This window comes from Proteiniborus sp. MB09-C3 (assembly GCF_030263895.1).
Lineage (GTDB): Bacteria > Bacillota > Clostridia > Tissierellales > Proteiniboraceae > Proteiniborus.
In genome coordinates this window covers 2,748,466-2,766,984 of sequence record NZ_CP127161.1, presented here as the reverse complement: position 1 = coordinate 2,766,984, position 18,519 = coordinate 2,748,466, and the positions used below count along the sequence as shown (strand labels likewise).

Below are 18,519 nucleotides of genomic sequence, written 5' to 3'. Positions count from 1 at the left end.
AAGAGAGGAACGATATATATGAAAAAATTATATAAGAAAACTATAACTTTAATTACAGTAATGTATTTTACATTACTTAATAAAGTAGTTGCATTTGCAGCACCAGGAAGATTACAAGATAGTAAGATAGCTAAGGGAACAGAAAATCTTATTAAAGATGCTACCACTTGGCTAATGGTATTAGCACCTATAGCAGGTGCTTTACTTGTTGGATTCTTCTTTCTTAGAAAAGGAGCAGCGGATGAAATGGATCAAAAGATGTGGCAAAAGCGAATTAATGTAGCGGTAATATCTACAATAGGAGTTGAAGTAGCTTCAGTTATAATTAACTTAATTGTTGGATATTATGTTTAAACTATATAAGTAAGAGGGATTAAAGAAGTGCTTTAATTCCTCTTATCCTTTTAGGGAGGAGTGATATTTTGGAAGCACTGATTATAGGACTTATAGTTTCTTTGATAACTGGAGCAATTGCTTATGATTTTGGTTTAGAAAAACTAGTGACAATGGCACTTTATGCAGAAGAGGAGATTTCAAATCTTGGGACTAATGGTTTTGATATTCTTTTTGATATATTCTTTGGATATGGAGTATCCTTAATTATTCTAAAATTTCTTAAGAAAGGATTTGAAACATATATTCTTTGGACCGATGGAGATCCAGATGCAGATCCTATTATTTTGCTAGCCAATTTTTTTAGGGCAATGGCTATAGCCATATCATTTCCCATAGTTTATGATATATTTGCTGAAATAACAGAAAAAGCTTCTACAGAAGTTATGACTACTATAGGGCTAAATATTAATACAAGCTTTACTGCTATTGCCAATAATATAGGGACTCTTGGATTTTTTCCAGCGATAGCAGTTCTTGTATTCTTTATAATTTTTATATTTCTGTACATTCAGTTTATAACTAGGGGGTTAGAGATATTAATACTTAGAATTGGAGTACCCCTAGCTTGTACTGGACTTATGGATGCAGACAAAGGAGTTTTTAGAACATATATTCAAAAGTTTTTGCAATCCTTCTTTACTGTGCTAATACAGGTTGTTTTAGCTAAATTAGGATTAGTTATAATGCTAAATGGACATGTTTTCTTTGGAATTGCGTGCCTGCTTCTAGCCTTGAGAACACCACGATTCTTACAAGAATTTTTAATAGTATCTAGTGGTGGTGGAGGTATGCATGGAATATATTCATCTGTAAGATTAGTGCAGATGGCTAAGATGGCTTTTAAAAGATAGGAGGAAGATATGAGCAATATAGATGAAATTTCTCTTTTTTTTATATGGCTAACTAGGGTAGCAGTAGCCCTTAGAGTGGCATTTTGTTTCTTTAAGAAAATTGGAAATGTGGAAGAAGCTGCTGTCTATGATAAGAGAATGAAGCATGCAATAGTTTTCTATATTATGACTGAGAGTATTTTTCAAATAAAGGAGATTGCATTTTACTATTTTGGAGGCTGATATACAGATGAATGAAGAAAGAAGCTTATATATACCTCAAGGACTTAAAACTGAGAATGAAATCTTTGATGGGTTTGGGAGAAAGGAAATGGTAAGAGCGTCATTAATATGCTTAATTGCAATATTTATTGATGCTCTTATATATTTGCTCACAAGCAATACTTTGATATGTGTTATATTTATGCTTTCATCAATTACTGCCAGTATAATGGCAACACAGAAGGATAAATCTAATATATCTATTTATGACCAAATCAAGTTCATGATTAGATTTTCTAAAACTCAAAAATATTATCCATATAAACATCTGCCAGAATGGGGGGAAGAGGTTGAGAAATAAGAATAAAGAAAAAGTATTTTTAAGTATAGGAAGATTAGAGCCAAAAGTTGAAGAAGTAATTAACTCGGCTAATATAAATATAATTGATTATGAAGATAATATCCATCTTATCTATGATGTTTTAGATATTATAGACATAGATGTGTTAATACTCAATAGGCTGTTGGATGATAGTGGAGATGTCCTTATAAAAATAGCTGGTAAAGCAAAAGCAAAAGGAGTTAAGGTTATAGTTCTTTTAGAAGAACTTGAAAGCTCTACAGAAAGAAAGCTCATTACAAGACTTATAAATGAAAATGTAACAAGCTTTATTAGATTTAGTGAAGTTACTAAGAGAAAAATAGAAAAAACAGTTAGAAATTATCCAAAAGAGTTTGATTTTAAAATATTTTCAAAATCAAAAGTAGAAGTGAAATACAAAGAAGTGATTAAGACTGTTTTTAAAGAGGTTATAGCGGTATATTCGCCATTAAGTCAAGGATCATCGGTTATTGCTTCACATTTAGCTATGTCAATTGCCAGAACGCAAAATTGTAGAGTTTGTTTAGTAGATTTTAATCCATTGAAGCCTGCATTTAAAAAGATATTTAAAAGAGATTTTGACAATACCATTGTGAATGTATTCCATTCTCTTGAGAGAGATACTTTAACTAATGAAAAGCTAGAGGACTTTTTGACTACTAGTAAAGAACAAAAAAACCTGGACATTTTAGCAGGCTTTTATGATATTAATGAATACTATACTTTAGCAAATAGCAATGTGTTTCCTAAATATATTAATGAGGTAATAGAAAAGCTTAAATTCCTATATGACTATGTTATTATTGATACTCACTCCTGGTACGACATATATACAACTAATGAAGCTCTTATTAAAGCAGATAAAGTAATTGTACCTGTGTATGGAAATATTTTTGACATTGAAGAAGCTAATAGGTTTATTAGCGCATTTGAAAAATACGGAGACTTTGATGTTAGAAAATTTTTCTTTATAATCAATAGATATTCTGGAGAAGATTTAACTTTTATAGAAATAGAGTCAAAACTAAAAGGTCAGATTATTGGATATGTATCTGAATACAAGGATTATAGGCGAGGAAATGCCTTTGAAAGTAAAAAAATAATGAATGAATATGTACCTATATTAAAGTTCTTAGGATTAAATGCTGAGAAAAAACTGCTGTTGACAGAAAAATTTTTTAGTAAAAGGAAAAAAATAAGAGCATTGGAGGGAAATGAATGATTGTAAATAGAATAGAAGAACGCTCCCTTCATAAGCAGAATAAAAGTGATGAGCAAATATTTATATCCATATATGATGTAATCTCTAGAATAGCTGATGAAGTAGTTAGGAACTACAAGGATTTAATTGCAGATATAACCCTTTCAAAATCGCCAAAGTCGGCATTAGAAAAAGTGGTTCTGAAGATTATTGCTGATAAAAACTATAAAGTAGCTGAGGTTAATCGACAACAATTAGTTAAAGAAGTAATTGATCATATATTAGGCTATGGGATTATGCAAAAATACATTGATATGCCAGAATTTAATAATGCATATATTAATTCGCCTGATAATGTGTGGATAAAATGTGGCAATAAGATGGAAAGAGTAGATGTTAATTTTGGAAGCAACGATAATTTACTTTCTTACATACAAACTGCAATACAAGCAAATTTAAAAGGTGAGATTAACGAAAATAAGGCCTTAGTCAAATTTGAAGATAAAGACAACAAGCTAAGAATTATATGTGGTATATCTCCCGTAACTACCTTAAGTCCTACAGTAATCTTTAGAAAGCATAGAGATAAAGCTTATTCACTTAAAGAGCTAATAGATATAGGAATGCTAACAGAAAAACAAGCAAAAGACCTAACTAGGTATGCTCAGTCAGGAGCTAACATTATGTTTGTAGGTAAAGGTGGTGCTGGCAAAACTACATTAATGAGAGCTGTCCTCGAAGAATTAAGTAAAGAGACTAGGATACTAGTTATGGAGGAACATCCAGAGCTCTTCTTAAAACATCCTAATGCCGTTCATACTTTAGTTAAAAGAAATGAGTATGGAGAAGTATATGGTATAAGAGAAATTTCTGATATGGGACTTCTCATGAGTATAGATGTTTATGTATATGGAGAAATAAGAGAAGGAGAAGCTATGACTTTCTTTAATGGGGCATTTGCTGGAAACCAAACATTTAATACAGCACATGCTGGATCAGCTAAGAAAGCTTTAAGAAAAATGATGATTAATATGAAAATGTCAGGAACCAATTTATCTGATGAAGTACTTCTTGACATATTGTATGAAAGTGTAAATATTATTGTTTATCTGGATAGCTTTACTATTGTTGAGATAGCTGAAATTGTTTCAGAAGAAAAAGATAAGTACAATTATTTATGGAAATTTGATATTGAACATCGAGAAGCTACTTTTATACAGGGAAAGCATAAAAAAGTGGGCAGTTTAAAATCAGAAAGCTTAATTAATAAATTAATTCAAAGTAACCTTTTGGAAGAAGGTGATATAAATGATAATGCTAAAAGGAATAGTGATTCTCTTAATTTCAGCAGGACTGTTTCTTATAGTAAGTAACATAGATATTAAAAAAATACCAGCCAAAATTAAAGCAATAAAGGCAAACTCGAATCAGAAAGGCAGAAAAACAAGGTTTAACTCTGTCCTAGAATCAAAATTAGACTACATTGAAAAACTTATACAAAAATCTAATATTAGAATCTATGTTCCTTATTCAGTATGGACGCATATTTTTATATGTTTTGTGTTCTTTTTTTTAGGGGTAATCTTCATGGAGCAGTATATGAATATAGTAGTATCTGTTATATTTGGATTTGGACTATGCACTATACCATTTCTATTGTTAAAGATTATAACAGATGTTCTTTCATATAAAATTAAAAGAATATCTGTAGACTTTTTAATAATACTTAAAAACTTCTTTGTATCTAGTAAAAATAACGATATATTTGATTGTTTCAAAAGAGCTTCTGAATATATATCAGACCCCTTAAAAACTTATATAAATATAATGATATATGAGCATGAACATAAAATAAGTCCAATTCAATGCTTAGAAAATTTTAAGGAAAAGATAGAAGTATCTGAACTTAAACTTTTTGTTGAGAATCTAAAGATTTGTTATATACATGGGGGAGATATAGTAGCATTAATAGATACATTCATAGAAGAAATAGGGAAGCAAAATGACGATGAAGATGAAGAGAGCACAGAAGATTCAATGCTTAATATAGGACTGTATTTTTTATTGCTTATTAATTTTGCTGTCATGTATGTACTGATGAATTCTGCATATAGACAATCTATATTAGAGCCAATATGGGGACAGATAGTATTTTCTTTAGATATTATTATATCTATATATATTGTTATTCAATCCATGAATAAGTTACAGACTTAATAGTAAAAGAATTACGCACTGAATAAGGGGGTGAGTCATTTATCAGAAATATTCTTGATAGGTTTAGAAAGTAAACCAAATAAAAGTCCATAAGATGCACCAGAAGTAATTGGATATAGTAATGAATTATAATTTGGTGCTGTAACATAATAAAGGTCATATAATTTTAGAACTATAAAAACTGCTACTATGCATGCATTGAAATACTTATAGGGTTTTATACCATAATTTTCATATATTAATTTAGATAAAACAATTTTCAAGATGCATGCGATTATACAAGAAATAATAAGGGCTAATCCTGCGGCAGGTGTACCTATAACAGACATATTTATCTCTCCTTCATTTTGCAAATACTGTAATTATTATACTAAAAATATCCATAAAAAGATAGAGGTATAGAGAAAAATAAAATATATTGCGTCCAGATGTACTGGACGCTGAAAGATAATAAAAATCAGGTTCTAATAGGTTCTTCCCACCAGCCAAAAGCAATTCTTCCTGAGGCTGCTTGGTAGGGGGTTTCTGGATTAGACAAGAAAATGAGAAAAGAGCCGCAAGGTGGAAAGATAAATTTTCCTTGTTCATCATCTACCAGTGTAGTTTCTGGTTGAGCACGTCGGACAAAAGCTTTTATACCACCAGTTGGTTCACCAGTTACTTCAACTGCATATTGAAGCTTTATTCGGGGTTGTGGTAGCGGACAGAGAGCAGTATTGGCTGGGGTAATTAAATTGGATTCCTGAGGTGTTCCAGGAGCAGATGCATTGAACCAGATTTGAGCTCGAAACGGAGTTTCAGATACATCACTTACTGTCCACACTGTAACATGTAAATTAACACCAGAGTTTGGTGGATTGTATAATCTAGCCCAAGTGCTCGTACCCTTCCCAAAGGTAAGATTATCTGCATAGCCAACAAAATATTTTCCTTCAAGAGATTTGGCCAAGTTGATCGGAACATCAACCGTATAATCTAAGGTTGGAGCAAAGATTGATGGTGCAGGGCGATAGCACATACATGATTGATAATTGCAGTTCATTATACTACAAGAAATATTAGATGGGGAATTATCCATAAAAACACTACTCCTTTACTATTTATTGAACAGGGCATTTCTTAGGAATAGTTAGGCTAGTAAGAAACTTAAATTGCTTATGGAAACCTGTTTTAGTACATAATATTCGGTGTAATGGGAAAGGTTACTATGGATAGTCAACACTTATTTAGACAGTTTTTTTAAGGTTATGTAATTTATATTGTCTAGGACTTAAATATCCTAGTGTTGAATGAACCCTAATATTATTAAACCAATTTACATAATCAGCTAACATAATTTCTAACTGCTCTAGGCTTTCAAAATGATAGTTATTAGCGAATTCAGTTTTAAATATCTTGAATGTAGCTTCAGCTACAGCATTATCATAGGGACAGCCCTTCATGCTTAAAGAACGCTTAATTTTGAAGGTATCTAGGACTTCATCTATTATTTTATTTTTGAATTCGTTGCCTCGATCTGTATGAAATAGTGTAATATTATCTAATTTAGTTTTAACCTTTGCAAATGCTCTATAAACTAGAGGTGCATCTTTATTAGGACCAGCACTATAACCAATTATTTCTCTATTAAATAGGTCGACTAAGAAACATACATAATTCCATCTTTTATTAACTCTAACGTATGTTAAATCACTGACTACAGCTGCATAAGGTTCATCTGTATTAAATTCTCTATTTAGTTCATTAGCAATCTTTGATTCATTACATTTATCCACATGATGCTTGTACTGGGCAACTGTATAGTTTGATACTAAGCCATTTTGCTTCATTATTCTACCTATTTTTCTTCTAGATACTATATAGCCTGCTTTTTTTAGCTCGACTTTAATTTTTCTAGTACCGTAGTTATTTCTACTTGCTTTAAATATATCTATAACTTTTAGTGTTATTTCATCTGTAGATTCTTTAGCTTTTGATTCATAGTAATAAGTACTTCTAGAAATTTGCAGGACTTTGCACATTGCTGATACACTGTATTTGTGGGTATTACTCTTAATCACATTTACTTTCGTCCTAATATCAGCGCTGCTTGCTTTAAAATATCATTCTCCATTTTTAGCTGTTGATTTTCTTTCCTTAACTTTATTAGTTCATTTTCCTCTGGGGAACGATTATCTTTTTCCTTGAAAGATCCAGTTGTTTGGCTTCTTTTTATCCAGGTATTAAAGGCGGTGGGTGTTAAGTCATATTCAGCTATAATATCATTCTTAGACTTACCACTTTCGTATAGTTTTACCATTTGATCTTTGAATTCTTCGGCATAGGTTCTTCTTTCTCGTTTTATCATATAAACTCTCTCCTTTTTCTATTAATAGCTTACATGACCTTATTTTTATTGTCTAGTTTATTGTAACCTATCCACTAAGTTTACAATATGCGGATAATGTTTTTTATGCGACGTAACTATTAAAAATAAAGATGTAGATATTGAACGCTGAAAACTGAATAATACGGTATTAAAAAATAAAAACATTTATCATATAATTCTAAAAAAATTATAATATATATGCTATAATCTCTATATAAGTAAGTTGTAACAGTTATAAACTACTAATGAATAATTATTTATATTTATAAAAGGAGACAATATGATTAGAAAAAGCTGTTTTATAATTTTGGGTATAGCACTCGGACTGTTAACGAAAATGGGAATAGAGAATCTTTTCCCTCAGATAAATGGCACAACATACGTTGCATGTATACTGTTGTCTTTGCTGCTAATTGTGGTTATATTAACGATTATTTTTAGATTATCTGATAAGTTGAAACAAAAGATCCAGCACAGGTAGGATTATGAGCATAATGTGAAGTTTAGTTAATTCGCATTTTTAAAAAATAGCGTCGAAATAGTAGATAAAGATGACTTAAGAAAGCCAAAAAATACTTAATGAACAGTAGTTTGAATTTGAAAGGAGAGTATATGGTAGAACAAATTAATGATAACAATAAAAACACACTATTGATTTTAAATCTTGACAAACTGCATACAACTGACTTGGGGGTAGAACGAATTAAAAGAAATCTATGTTTAGAGGTAGAAGATGTTGTCAATTGGTGTAGACAAAGAATTCAAGAATCTAATAGTAGTATAGCTAGGAGAGGTAAAAACTGGTATATTAAAACAGCTGATTCTGAGATAACAGTGAATGCTTCAAGCTATACGATAATTACTGCTCATAAGTTAAAAAATAAATAAATTTCACTTTGTAGATTTGAAATAAGTTGATGAACATAGTTTTTATTAAACGTCGTGTTTGTTAAAACTTAATATTACATTGAAATACCGTATTATTCAGAAAAGAATTTTACGGTATTTTTTATGTCGCATAACAAGTATTATATTCACTGAATTTACAGTATGTCTAGATATGTTATAAATGCGTAATAGAGAGGAGAGAAAACATGAAAATCGAAATGGCAGTGAAAATTATAAAAACAGGGATGGAATTTACAGAAGAATATGATATTGATAATAGCTTAGATCCAGTAAAATACGCACAAAACCTAATAGATAGATTCAATGATAGTTTAAGACCTAATGAAAGACCTAGGGAATTGATAAATGTAACAGTCAAGGATATTAATTCTCCTACTAAAACTCTACACATGTGGGAAAAACAAAATCTAGTCACTCAAATGAGAGGTGGGCTAAATTACGATAATGTAAAATGTATTAAATGTGGGATAACTGCAAAAAGAATAGGTTTAACTGCTATAAAAAGAGACAGTAAATATAAAGCAAAAATTTATGATACTTGCGAAGGTGCTATAGCTCAATTAGAAAAACTAGAAAAGAGAAGAAAGAATGGATAGTTACACATAAGCTTAATATTATTCATTAACTTGAGGATTAGCAGAGAAAGGGGAGATGCGTAGCATGGCAAATAAAGAAATGGTTAGCCATATAAATAGAAAATTAGTTAAGGAGCACAATTATTATGCGAGTGAAGATTTAATTGAATTAATATTGGATTATGCTTCTAGTTACGACAGATGTCAAGAAGCTGAAAAGAGTGGAAACAAATGTTTAGGTTATCAAAAAAGTCGTTGGGATGATGAGCCTAGCGGAAAGTGCAAGGAGTGCAAAGACCATATTTCTTATGAAGATTAAATAATAAATCAATGTGAGGAGAATGAAACTGAAAATGAATGATATTAAAGTTTACAAAATTAACGATTATGAGTGGTGGGCAAGCAAATTAAACATAGAAGAAACGTTAGATTTTTACTTAAAAGAATACAACCTAGATGAAGACGACAATCCTATAGAAAACATTAAAGAATGCGATATAGATAAAGAGGGCATGTGGTGGTTAACAGAAGACATAGAAGATTTAGAAAAGCTAGGAGACAATGATGAAATAGTAAGTTACAAAATAGTCCATGGCAGAAGAATAAGAAAGCCTGAGCCTGGAAATTTAATAAGAAGAAGCAGAGAGGTATATAAATATATAACCTTTAGAGAGGCTATAGAAAAAAATGGAGAGTATGAAGAACCTTTCCGTATAGCTTCTACAGATTGGTAATCACTAAATTTACAGTATGCGGATAATGTTATTTATACTTCATTGGAGGTGAAGTTTTGAAAATAGGACCACTGGATATAGATGGACATAACTTTCCTAACTTGGCTTTAATGAAAATAAGTAAGTAGCATAAACAACAAGGAGATGAAGTCGAGTGGTTCTTTCCCATGAGCCAATATAACAAGGTTTATATGAGCAAAGTTTTTAGCTTTACACCAGATTATGCAGTAGTAATAAATGCAAAAGAAATTATTAAAGGTGGCACAGGATATGGACTAAACAATAAACTCTCTAAACAAGTAGAAAATGTATGTCTAGACTATGACCTTTATAGAATAAAATATAAAGGATATTTAGTTAAGCTAGACACAAATGGTACAAATCCAGAAATCCTAGAAAAACTTCTAGTAGAAAAACTAGTTGGTTATGTAGTTATGGATATTAAGGCTCCATTTTATAAATACGAGCTCTTAGTAGGAACAAAAGTAGATATAGATAAAATAAAGGATAGCATTAAAATTATCAAAAGTTCTAATATTGATTATGAATTTAGAACTACCGCTTGTAAGGAATTGCTTAGTGAAGAAGATATTTTAGAAATTGCATAGTATATAAAACCAAGTAAAAGATATTTTTTACAAAACTTTAAAGATGATGACACTGTATTAGCGGGAAGAAATCAACTTCATTCATATGATTTTAAGATATTACAAAACAAATAGGAATGGCCGTTGAAAGTAACTTTGAGGTCTTTAAATTAAAAAATAAACAACATTTTTTTATATAAATTAAAAAGATGCCTCATGAGCATCTTCTTTTACTTAATAAAGCTTTTTTCAAATAATTAATTACATTCCTGCATGAAATTCGTCGATAGATAGTGAGCGTTCTATTTCAAGTTGTACATGTACTGAAATTGTATCACTACAGCCTACAATCCAACCATGCATGAAAGGTGGGTGTGGCTCTGGCTTAGGCTGTGGCTTTACTGATTCAATATAATTACGGGTTATTTCAGGAAAAATATCTTTGTTTACTACAAGAATAGGGGCGTGTTTTCCTAGATGGGCAAATAGAGCAGCTGAAACACTATTAAAAGGATTTTGAATAGATGTAAAGGTAAAAGCATGACCATCTCTATTGGTTTTTCCCCACCCAAATTTTCCGTCAGGACTTTTATATTTTGCGAAGTTTACTGAAACATCATAAGGATTATAGCCTGAAATTCTATCTACAAACTTTGGATTGAGTTTTTTTATTTCCATTTCAACATTTTTTGATATCATATTGGTACTACCTATAATAAATACATTGGCATTTTTTGTTCTCAGGATTACGTTACGGGTATATATTGGAAGCTCATCTCTTGTTGCAAACAGTATAATATCTCCCATATGAGCTGCCCAGGCACATGCTGATAGACCTTCTCTATAATCTTCTGAAGACACAATCATGATGTTTTGAGGAAAACCTAAATACTCGGCTATTTTAGCTGATGTATCAAAAAAATTAGTGCCGGATATCCTTTTTACTTTTAATCCTAATGTACTAAGATAGTATTCAACACCATATGAAATACCTCCTACAATAAAAACATGTACACCATCTACTCCTTTTGGTTGCAGTTTAAATATTTGGGATACAGTAGAGGGATCTATATAATTTGCATGAGAAAAAAGAATAGGAGCATTACGAGGAAAATGTATAAGGGGAGTTGCAGCAAAAGCGTCCTGGTATAGGTCTCCATTTGCTATTATAACTGAATTTGGGGACTTATCTGCGTAAACAATATCTGATATAGCAATGGCATTTTCGAAAATATTTCCCCCACAGATACGAGTAGTATTTAAAGTGTCTAATGCTTTGTCAGAATTCATTATTAATATCCTCCTTTATATAAAGTTTTCTTATAATATTTTATGAATCTACTAACGGATGGTGAGTCGTACTAGATACCTTGATGTAGAAGATATTGTTATAATCATAGACCCTATGAATAGATTCACATGATTCAAATAATGAAAATATACTATTAGTGAGGGAACTATAGTAATGGAGGAGAGTTTATATGTATAGCAATTCTATTAATGTAAACCAACACTGTAATTGTCAAGGGCATATGGGTATGGAGCAAGGGCATATGGGGATGGAGCAAGGGCATATGGGTATGGAGCAAGGACAAATGGGTATGGGTCATGGAACTTCAATGAGTGATACTCTTTTAATAAATGATATTTCAAAGGCTATAATTGGAGAGGTACATGCTTACAATTTTTATCAAAAACTAGCTGAACTAGCTACGAATGAACGGGATCGACAAGTTATATTAAGAATTCAGCAAGATGAAGCGAAACACTATCATTGGTTCACTATGATTCTACGCAGAATGGGAGCACAACAGCCACAAATCCCTGCTGGAGAATTACCTAGGTCATTCGAGGAAGGTGTTAGAACAGCGATTCAAGATGAACTAGAAGCTGCTTCTTTTTATCAGGATATTGCACAAAGAGCAACAGATCATCATATTCAGATGCATTTTATGCATGCCTCTCATGATGAGCAACGTCATGCAACTTGGTTTATGTATATGCTGATGAATTTGCAAAATAAAAGCAGCTATATTTAAAAATAATTGAAAAGGCTAGTTAATAGCCTCAGAGTCATGAAACCTGCCTTTTAAGGTGGGTTTTTATATTGTAAAAAATAATAGGAAGAAAATTGGATCTACAAGATTTGATATCAATAACTGTATATATTGTTAGAAAAATAAGTATAAATGCTCTGGAATAGCAAACAATAAGTCTGATAAAACTTAAAAAAGAAAGGAGTTTTAAGATGAGTGTAGTAAGCATGGTAACAACCAAATTTCAAGCATGTATAGATGCTTGTACAAAATGTGCACAAGCATGTTTTGAGTGCTTTAATGCATGTCTAAATGAACCTGATTTAAATGCAAGAAAAAGCTGTGTAAGTGCATTAGTTGAATGTGCTATGATGTGTCAAATGTCAGCTTCAATGATGTCAATGAATGGACAATTCTCAAAAGAACATTGTCTGCTATGTGCTAAAATCTGTGACAATTGTGCACAAGAGTGTGCTATGTTCAAGGATGAGCATTGTCAAAAATGTGCAGATGTTTGCCGTATGTGCGCAGAGGAATGCAGAAAAATGGCAAGTATGTAAAAGTAATATTGCTATAAGATTTAGTAAGAAAGAAACGAGACCAGCCTAATAGTCAATTAGGAGGGTCTTTTTTTCATCATTAAATCTGAATAAAAAAACAAAAAAGTGAAGGTTATATCTAAACTCTTGTGTCCTTCCTTCCGTTCTAGTGGCTTAAATATTCACCAAATTGTTTTCTCAAAAGACCTTAGGAATAAGATGCTATGATCAGATACTATCTCTATTGAATAAAATATTTTTACAGCACCTTTAGATATGACATTGCGAATTCGAATATATTTCCACGTAAATCATATACCATAATATAAATTTTAGCTATGCTAAATATAGGTTTAATAATAACAGAAAGAGGTGAAAAAAATTAATTCAATAAAAATATCTATGCTTTTTACTATAACACTAGTATGGTTAGGAATCTTACTGGTGTTTTTTTATTTCATTACAAAATCTAAAAAAGTTAAAACAAAGAATAAAGAGTACTATCGTAGTAGAAGATTCAAGCTTGATATTAATACAAAATGGTACAAAGCTTTAGATAATCATCTAAAAGAAGCAGGATATATACTTATTCCTGAAATTTTCATACTAGTACATGTGTTAGCGATAGTGCTTATTATTTACAGTATTTTTCAACTTGGTTTTGAACAAGCTTCAAGAAGTATTATTCCAGCTATATCAACATTTTTAATTATAATAAATATGCTTATTGGCAAGAAAGTTAAAGACAGAAAAAATACAATAAGACTAGAGCTATGTAATATTCAGGATGTTTTGTACTTTCAGAACAGAATAGGCACTTCAGAGGATGTTATATTAACATATGCTTCTAAAATAGCTAAACCACCATTAAAAGAACCATTAGAGTATTTAGCTACTGCACCTAAAGTAAAAAAGAATATAGAGACAGCACTAGAAGATTTAAGGAAGTTGTCAAATCTAGTAGAGCTTCAATCATTTAGTTTTATTCTTCAGCAAAGGCAGGAAACAGGTAAGACTATAGAAAATCATAAGGCTCAATCTCAGATGATGAAAAGAAATAAAAGATTAAGGAGGAAAATTCAAAGGCAATACAAACGGACTAAACTAGTTATTGCCTCACTTATGTTGTTTACATGTTATGTAATGCTCTTAACTGTTCCTTTATTTGTTGAGGTAATGAGAAGCCTAGGTATGATGTTTAGATAATACGTTAAGAAGAAAAATGAAAAACAGGAGGTAAGGGAAATGAATAAGGTTATGCTTTTAGGCAGATTGACAAAAGATGTAGAGCTTAGATATAGCTCTAGTGAAAATTCAATAGCAGTAGCTAAATATAATCTGGCAGTGAATAGAGCTTATAAAAAAGAAGGTGAGCCAGATGCAGATTTCATAAATTTAATAGCTTTTGGTAAAGCAGCTGAGTTTGCTAAAAAATATTTTAGAAAAGGTCAACAAGTTTGTATAGTTGGTAGATTGCAAGTCCGCAGCTATGAAGATGAAACTACTAGAAGACACTTCTTTACAGAAGTTGTAGTTGAAGAGCAACATTTTGCAGAAGGAAAGAAAGATAAAAGGGAGGAAAAAGCAAATGCATAAAATAATTATAAGAACTAAGAATTTTAAGAAAAAGATAGTAAAAGCTGTTAATAATGAAAGGGGAAACAATATAATTGCAGGAGTAATTATTTCTGCAATTATTTTAATTGCATTAATATTGTTAAATACACCAATTAGGACGTTTATAAGTGATATATGGGAACTTTTTTCTAATTTTGTAGAAGGCAAGCTATCTACATTATTTTCATCTTAAGAGTGAATGAGGAGGGAATAAAATGTCTTCAGGACAATTAGTTATATTAGCTTTGGTCATAATCTTTCTATTCATGTTTGCAGTAGGGAATATTCAATATTCCCTTCCTTTTTTTCAAAGGCTTAAATTTGATAATGTTTGTAATAAATATTTAGCTATAGTGCAAGCTGAAGGAGGATTAAATGATACCCATAGAAATAATCTAGTTAATGAATTAAATAGCATTGGACTTACAAACGTTAATATAACAGCACCAGTTAAATTATCCTGGAATACTGAAGCAATTTTAAAAGTAGAAGCTGATTATACTTTCAAAGTAACTAAGGGAAATATGTCTAATGAAGAAAAGAATATGAAAGTAACATATGAAAATAGAACTAGAATAATGACTTTGGAAAGGTAGGTATGGACATGGGAAAATCATGGATTTATATTGCCTTTGCTACAATAATGATTCTTTTAATGTTTGTACTTACCATATTTCTAATAGAAATCAATTCTATAATTTCTTTAGGCAATAGAGTAGAAAATTCTTTGATAGGAGCTGGCTGGACAGGTTTTTCAGAAATGGATTTAGAAAAGATGTCAAAGAGAAAAGCAGGACTAGATGATCCTCAAGCAAGAGAAATATACTTAGATAAAGTAAAAGCAGTTAATGTTGTAAGACAATATATACGTGAAAATCTAAAGCTAAATATTAACTATGTACCAACGGATGAAAGTTATATTCCACATAAGACGAATCCTGTTATTATAGATGAAATTAGAATATTCAATCCTGATGAACTACCAACTGTGGCCAGTAATGGAACTACTATAACCAGAACTACAATCTATATATCTATTCAAATCCCTATAGATATTAAAGGTATAGGTTTTGTTTATGCAAAGAAAAATGTATTTGTTGACATAGATTCATTTATACATTGAGAGGAGGAAATTGATGAGAATAAAATTAAATCGTAGACTGTTACAGATAGGTATAGGCTGTTTAATTATTGCTGTTATACTAACAGTCTATACTTTTAATAAAATGAAGAAGGCAGCACAACCAGAGTCGACAGAAAGCATTGCATATTTTTCGGACGATCTTACTAGAGGTATTGTTTTAAAAGATTCAGATATAAAAATGAAAGAAACACCTATTTCTATGATACCACTCGAAGCAATTAGGGATAAAAAAGAACTAATAGATAGAGAGTTAATGATAGATGTAAGTAAAGATGAATTTGCTCTTTTAAACAAGACTACAGTAAGAGGAGAGGTAAGGAAAGATGTAGAGAGTATGTGGGAAATAGGGATTGAAGTTAAGGAAATTTCTGATTTTTTAGGTACACAAATAAAAATTGATGAATACTATGCTTTATTATTTGCAGATTCAATCACTAATGAGAAATACCTTATCAATAAAGTAAAAGTAACAGGATTAGTAGACAGTACAGGAAACGCTATTCATCCCAACAGCGAAGGACTGCCTAAGGTAGTCATATTGTCAGTAGAAACAGAAGAAGAAATGAGAGAAATAGCAAGCTATAAAATGAAGGGAGCATTTGAACTTGCTAGGCCACCGAGAAAATGGGAGTATGACAATAGTATAGAGACAAATTCAGATGAAATAGAGGGAGGCAAGGAGTAAGTATTAATGTGAATTAAAGATATGGAAATAATAGTTTTAATATGATAAACTTATGTAACAATGGAGGTGCGGAGGTGGAAAAAGAAGCTTTAGCACTTTTAAAAGAAATTAGAAATGATCTCTATGGTTTTAAAGAAGATGCTAACAGTCAACTCAAAAGTATAAGCAATAAATAAGAAATGGTCTAGAAAGCACTAGAAGCAGGACAAAAATTATTGGAATCAGGGCAGAAAGAAATAAAATCCTTACTTATAGAACTTGATCCTAAAAATGCAAATCGACATTTAGAAACAAATGAAAGACTTGATAATCTTATTGAAGAAAACAGATTCATATGTGAAATCTTAGGAGAACATGAAGTATCTATAAGAACTTTACGTAGAAGAATAATTTGAAATAAATATTAGCTCAAATGATTGAAAACAATATAAATTTAAAGAAGATAGGAAAAATCAATAACTATTTTAAATATTGAATATAGGCTCTTTTCGTGATAAACTATGGACAAGGTAATCGATATGCAGGTGTGATGCCACCCTACTAAGGAAAGGGGGTGGTGCGATGAGTATATTTGAATCAATATCTTTAATGATAATGTTTTCAACATTTACTTTATCGCTAATCTCCTTAATTGTTAGACTAACAAAGGATAACAGTAAAGGGAAAAAATAATCACCCTGCACGGCCATGCAAGGTGATTAAAGCTTTAAAATCACTATAGGTGGCAATCACATCATGTGATGTCGATTACCTTTATCTATATTATATCCTAAATCTTATCGAAGTAAAGCTTTTTTTATAAAAATTAATAAGATGTATTTTAAACAATAAGGAAAAAAATTATCTTACACTGCCATGCGAGGTGATTAAAAATTTAAATCACACTAAATGGCAATGCATTAAGAGGTATTCATTACTTTATCTAAATTAAACATTAAGATTTTATATTTATAGTTAGTGTACAGCTTAATAAATGATGCTCTATATTTTTAATAGGAATAGATGTTTAAATTTTATGCATTGGAAGGTGTCTCGTATGGATGAGAATATGTTAATGCAAGTTGTAAAAAGTAATCTTCCTATAGTGTCAACAGCTATTCAGAGCTTAATTGCAGCATTAATTACTACCATATTTTTAAAGGCAAATACAAATACAAAAGAAATCACAAAATTAAAATCTGCAAAATTTGGTGAGGTTATTAATGATTTATTAAAAAGTGGTAAAATGACATATTTAGAGTTTTATAAATGTAAGAATTTTCTAAGAGTTGCAGAAATAGCTGATGAAAAAATGAAAAATTCCAATCATAAAATAGAAGGAGAAAATGAATTTAATTTTGACTGGTTCATGCGTTTTTTTGATGCTGTTGGAAATATAAGTAATGAAGATTTACAGAAACTTTGGGGACAAGTATTGGCAAGTGAAATAGTTAGACCAACTACATGTTCACTAAGAACTCTAGACATGATTAGAAACTTATCACCAAATGAAGCAAAAACATTCAATATATTATGCAATCATATAATGATAAGTGGCGATACTCATTGTATCTATTCTACTGGCTTTGGTGATGAATTCGATACTGATGGTTCTTCTGCCTGCCGTGAGTATATTGCTAAAAAGAAATTGAATTATTCTAAAGATATAATACCCATGTTTGAAATTGGATTAATGACAGCTGATCATTCCCTTGCTATCAATTTAAAACCAAAGGAAAAGCTAACAATACATAACGATAAAATCTTGTGTATAGTAGAATGTAAAAATGAAAAAGTAGTATTTTTTGAACAAAAAGCATATTTCTTAACTGCAAGTGGAATTGAACTCTATAATATTATAAAAGAAACTCCTGACTATGATGCAGATATAGAATATGCAATATTATGTTTTAAAAATATGAAAAAGAATTATACGGACTTAGAGTTTTATACCTTCAAAATGTTAGAGTCTAATTCTGATGAGTCTCATTATGATTTTTTTGATTTATCAAATGACTAGTTGATAGAATCATATCAAAAATTCTAGTCTTAACGTTGAGTTTTACTATGGAAATTCATGCTGTTAATGTAGACATTG

27 protein-coding genes are annotated in these 18,519 nt (G+C 30.6%); 23 read left to right on the top strand and 4 right to left on the bottom strand.

Translation table 11 applies throughout. The features are described 5' to 3' along the window. The first annotated feature begins 18 nt into the window (after positions 1-18). From QO263_RS13515 to QO263_RS13485, 7 genes are all read left to right on the top strand, one after another. Complete coding sequence (locus QO263_RS13515) at positions 19-354, top strand: hypothetical protein (protein ID WP_285622453.1); 336 nt, start codon at positions 19-21, stop codon at positions 352-354. Between the two features lie 68 nt (positions 355-422). Continuing rightward, positions 423-1,247, top strand: a complete 825-nt coding sequence (locus QO263_RS13510) for a conjugal transfer protein TrbL family protein (RefSeq protein ID WP_285622450.1) — start codon at positions 423-425, stop codon at positions 1,245-1,247. 9 nt (positions 1,248-1,256) lie between these two features. Then, positions 1,257-1,469: a mercury transporter gene (locus tag QO263_RS13505; protein ID WP_285622447.1), complete on the top strand. Its 213-nt coding sequence runs from the start codon at positions 1,257-1,259 to the stop codon at positions 1,467-1,469. A 7-nt stretch (positions 1,470-1,476) separates the two neighbouring features. Beyond that, positions 1,477-1,809, top strand: coding sequence for a hypothetical protein (locus QO263_RS13500; protein ID WP_285622444.1), 333 nt, complete (start codon positions 1,477-1,479; stop codon positions 1,807-1,809). Next, on the top strand, positions 1,799-3,052 hold the full coding sequence (locus QO263_RS13495; RefSeq protein ID WP_285622440.1) for an AAA family ATPase: 1,254 nt from the start codon (positions 1,799-1,801) through the stop codon (positions 3,050-3,052). Before QO263_RS13500 ends, QO263_RS13495 begins: the two co-directional genes overlap by 11 nt. Next, on the top strand, positions 3,049-4,404 hold the full coding sequence (locus QO263_RS13490; protein WP_285622438.1) for an ATPase, T2SS/T4P/T4SS family: 1,356 nt from the start codon (positions 3,049-3,051) through the stop codon (positions 4,402-4,404). The genes QO263_RS13495 and QO263_RS13490 overlap by 4 nt, the downstream gene beginning before the upstream one ends. After that, positions 4,340-5,248, top strand: a complete 909-nt coding sequence (locus QO263_RS13485; RefSeq protein ID WP_285622436.1) for a type II secretion system F family protein — start codon at positions 4,340-4,342, stop codon at positions 5,246-5,248. Before QO263_RS13490 ends, QO263_RS13485 begins: the two co-directional genes overlap by 65 nt. A 35-nt stretch (positions 5,249-5,283) precedes the next feature. On the opposite strand, the gene QO263_RS13480 is transcribed toward QO263_RS13485, so the two are convergent. The 3 genes from QO263_RS13480 to QO263_RS13470 form a co-directional block, all read right to left on the bottom strand. Then, positions 5,284-5,577 carry a hypothetical protein gene (locus tag QO263_RS13480; protein WP_285622434.1) on the bottom strand — a complete coding sequence of 98 codons (294 nt, stop codon included), beginning with the start codon at positions 5,575-5,577 and terminating at the stop codon, positions 5,284-5,286. A 128-nt stretch (positions 5,578-5,705) separates the two neighbouring features. Continuing rightward, the gene (locus QO263_RS13475; protein WP_285622431.1) at positions 5,706-6,326 is read right to left on the bottom strand and encodes a DUF6143 family protein; all 621 of its coding nucleotides are present in this window, start codon (positions 6,324-6,326) and stop codon (positions 5,706-5,708) included. Positions 6,327-6,474: 148 nt separating this feature from the next. Then, positions 6,475-7,595 (bottom strand): IS3 family transposase gene (locus QO263_RS13470; protein ID WP_285622429.1). Its coding sequence is split into 2 segments (ribosomal slippage): positions 6,475-7,346 and positions 7,346-7,595, totalling 1,122 coding nucleotides; the frame shifts between segments, so codons are not numbered across the junction. A gap of 633 nt (positions 7,596-8,228) precedes the next feature. Here QO263_RS13470 and QO263_RS13465 point away from each other — a divergent pair. The 5 genes from QO263_RS13465 to QO263_RS13445 all read left to right on the top strand — a co-directional run bounded on the left by QO263_RS13465 (position 8,229) and on the right by QO263_RS13445 (position 10,442). Then, a complete protein-coding gene (locus QO263_RS13465; protein ID WP_285622428.1) occupies positions 8,229-8,504 on the top strand; it encodes a DUF3781 domain-containing protein in 276 nt (91 codons plus the stop codon). Between the two features lie 206 nt (positions 8,505-8,710). Beyond that, positions 8,711-9,121: a hypothetical protein gene (locus tag QO263_RS13460; RefSeq protein WP_285622425.1), complete on the top strand. Its 411-nt coding sequence runs from the start codon at positions 8,711-8,713 to the stop codon at positions 9,119-9,121. Between the two features lie 64 nt (positions 9,122-9,185). Continuing rightward, positions 9,186-9,419 (top strand): hypothetical protein, encoded by a 234-nt coding sequence (locus tag QO263_RS13455; RefSeq protein ID WP_285622423.1) that lies wholly within the window; start codon positions 9,186-9,188, stop codon positions 9,417-9,419. A gap of 34 nt (positions 9,420-9,453) precedes the next feature. Next, positions 9,454-9,834: a hypothetical protein gene (locus QO263_RS13450; RefSeq protein WP_285622420.1), complete on the top strand. Its 381-nt coding sequence runs from the start codon at positions 9,454-9,456 to the stop codon at positions 9,832-9,834. Positions 9,835-10,025: 191 nt separating this feature from the next. Next, positions 10,026-10,442, top strand: a complete 417-nt coding sequence (locus tag QO263_RS13445) for a hypothetical protein (protein WP_285622417.1) — start codon at positions 10,026-10,028, stop codon at positions 10,440-10,442. 240 nt (positions 10,443-10,682) lie between these two features. Here the strand turns inward: QO263_RS13445 and QO263_RS13440 are convergent, their stop codons facing one another. Beyond that, the gene (locus QO263_RS13440; protein ID WP_285622415.1) at positions 10,683-11,711 is read right to left on the bottom strand and encodes a cell wall-binding repeat-containing protein; all 1,029 of its coding nucleotides are present in this window, start codon (positions 11,709-11,711) and stop codon (positions 10,683-10,685) included. 191 nt (positions 11,712-11,902) lie between these two features. Between QO263_RS13440 and QO263_RS13435 the strand changes: the two genes are divergently transcribed. The 11 genes from QO263_RS13435 to QO263_RS13385 all read left to right on the top strand — a co-directional run bounded on the left by QO263_RS13435 (position 11,903) and on the right by QO263_RS13385 (position 18,441). Then, on the top strand, positions 11,903-12,460 hold the full coding sequence (locus QO263_RS13435) for a ferritin family protein (RefSeq protein WP_285622413.1): 558 nt from the start codon (positions 11,903-11,905) through the stop codon (positions 12,458-12,460). Between the two features lie 209 nt (positions 12,461-12,669). Beyond that, complete coding sequence (locus tag QO263_RS13430; protein ID WP_285622411.1) at positions 12,670-13,017, top strand: four-helix bundle copper-binding protein; 348 nt, start codon at positions 12,670-12,672, stop codon at positions 13,015-13,017. Between the two features lie 423 nt (positions 13,018-13,440). Beyond that, complete coding sequence (locus QO263_RS13425; protein WP_285622409.1) at positions 13,441-14,202, top strand: type II secretion system F family protein; 762 nt, start codon at positions 13,441-13,443, stop codon at positions 14,200-14,202. Between the two features lie 39 nt (positions 14,203-14,241). Beyond that, positions 14,242-14,592, top strand: a complete 351-nt coding sequence (locus QO263_RS13420; protein ID WP_285622405.1) for a single-stranded DNA-binding protein — start codon at positions 14,242-14,244, stop codon at positions 14,590-14,592. After that, on the top strand, positions 14,585-14,806 hold the full coding sequence (locus QO263_RS13415; RefSeq protein WP_285622400.1) for a hypothetical protein: 222 nt from the start codon (positions 14,585-14,587) through the stop codon (positions 14,804-14,806). The genes QO263_RS13420 and QO263_RS13415 overlap by 8 nt, the downstream gene beginning before the upstream one ends. A gap of 22 nt (positions 14,807-14,828) precedes the next feature. Then, positions 14,829-15,209, top strand: a complete 381-nt coding sequence (locus QO263_RS13410) for a hypothetical protein (RefSeq protein ID WP_285622398.1) — start codon at positions 14,829-14,831, stop codon at positions 15,207-15,209. An 8-nt stretch (positions 15,210-15,217) separates the two neighbouring features. Next, positions 15,218-15,736, top strand: a complete 519-nt coding sequence (locus QO263_RS13405; RefSeq protein WP_285622396.1) for a hypothetical protein — start codon at positions 15,218-15,220, stop codon at positions 15,734-15,736. Positions 15,737-15,749: 13 nt separating this feature from the next. Continuing rightward, positions 15,750-16,442 carry a hypothetical protein gene (locus QO263_RS13400; RefSeq protein ID WP_285622394.1) on the top strand — a complete coding sequence of 231 codons (693 nt, stop codon included), beginning with the start codon at positions 15,750-15,752 and terminating at the stop codon, positions 16,440-16,442. A 215-nt stretch (positions 16,443-16,657) separates the two neighbouring features. Then, entirely contained in the window at positions 16,658-16,837 is a 180-nt protein-coding gene (locus QO263_RS13395; RefSeq protein ID WP_285622392.1) for a hypothetical protein, read from the top strand. 166 nt (positions 16,838-17,003) lie between these two features. Continuing rightward, positions 17,004-17,114 carry a putative holin-like toxin gene (locus tag QO263_RS13390; RefSeq protein ID WP_285622390.1) on the top strand — a complete coding sequence of 37 codons (111 nt, stop codon included), beginning with the start codon at positions 17,004-17,006 and terminating at the stop codon, positions 17,112-17,114. 364 nt (positions 17,115-17,478) lie between these two features. Beyond that, positions 17,479-18,441 (top strand): DUF2806 domain-containing protein, encoded by a 963-nt coding sequence (locus QO263_RS13385; protein ID WP_285622388.1) that lies wholly within the window; start codon positions 17,479-17,481, stop codon positions 18,439-18,441. Positions 18,442-18,519 lie beyond the last annotated feature (78 nt).